This window comes from Pseudomonas sp. 2995-3, assembly GCF_002742565.1.
GTDB classification, from domain to species: domain Bacteria; phylum Pseudomonadota; class Gammaproteobacteria; order Pseudomonadales; family Pseudomonadaceae; genus Aquipseudomonas; species Aquipseudomonas edaphica.
On the sequence record NZ_LJSB01000128.1, the window covers coordinates 1 to 1,464 of the forward strand.

General features: G+C 55.5%; 1 protein-coding gene. It reads left to right on the top strand.

Going from position 1 to position 1,464, the window contains the following annotated elements:
• Positions 1–1,464 (top strand): immunoglobulin-like domain-containing protein (locus AOA62_RS06395; protein ID WP_368665706.1); only part of this gene is annotated, 1,464 nt, incomplete at both ends.

The window sequence follows — 1,464 nt, forward strand, 5'->3', positions numbered from 1 at the left end:
AGCGCAGTCAATGAAGGTGGTCAGATTACGTACACCGCGACCTTGAGCAACAAGGCCGGTACTGACGTAACCCTGAAGTTGGATAACGGCTCGACTATCACCATCAAAGCTGGCGACACCGTCGGCTCCGTGACCGTTCCAGCGCCTAGCGATGACGTGTTCATCGACAAGAGCACTCAGACCGTCAAGATCACCGACACCACTGGCGGTAACTTCGAAAAACTGGAAGTGGCTGGTGATGGTGCAACTACGACCATTAACGACACTATCGACAAAGTGGATGTGGTGCTGACCGCAACGACCACAGTGGGCGAAGGCGGCAACATCGTTTACACCGCGTCGCTGGTCGATAAGTCGGGCAATGCGGTGACCAACATCACCAGCCCGCTGACCGTGACCCTGGATAACGGCCAGACCATCACCATCGGCGTTAATCAGTCCAGCGGCAACGTGACCGTTGTAGCTCCAGATGACGTGTACAAGGGCGACCAGACCGTCACTACCGCTATTACTAACGTGACTGGCGGTGAGCACTTCGAAAACCTGGTGCCAGGTACTACGCCTGTCAGCACCACTGTCACCGATACTCCGGGTACTGATAACACCACTACCGTCACGTTGACCGCGCCAAGCGCAGTCAATGAAGGTGGTCAGATTACGTACACCGCGACCTTGAGCAACAAGGCCGGTACTGACGTAACCCTGAAGTTGGATAACGGCTCGACTATCACCATCAAAGCGGGCGACACCGTTGGCTCCGTAACCGTCCCTGCGCCTAGCGATGACGTGTTCATCGACAAGAGCACCCAAACCGTCAAGATCACCGACACTGCTGGCGGCAACTTCGAGAAACTGGAAGTTGCAGGTAACGGCGCAACCACCACGATAAACGACACCATCGACAAAGTGGATGTAGTTCTGACTGCCACCACTACCGTTGGTGAAGGCGGCAACATCGTTTACACCGCGTCGCTGGTCGACAAGTCGGGTAATGCGGTGACCAACATCACCAACCCACTGACTGTGACTTTGGATAACGGCCAAACCATTACCATCGGTGTGAATCAATCGAACGGCAGCGTGACCGTTGTAGCTCCAGATGACGTGTACAAGGGCGACCAGACCGTCACTACCGCTATCAAAGGCGTCACCGGCGGCGAACACTTCGAAAATCTGGTGCCAGGTACTACGCCAGTTAGCACTACTGTCACCGACACTCCGGGCACTGATAACACCACTACCGTCACGTTGACCGCGCCAAGCGCAGTCAATGAAGGTGGTCAGATTACGTACACCGCGACCTTGAGCAACAAGGCCGGTACTGACGTAACCCTGAAACTGGATAACGGCTCGACCATCACCATCAAAGCTGGTGACACCGTCGGCACCGTAACCGTCCCTGCGCCTAGCGATGACGTGTTCATCGACAAGAGCACCCAAACCGTCAAGATCACCGACACTGCT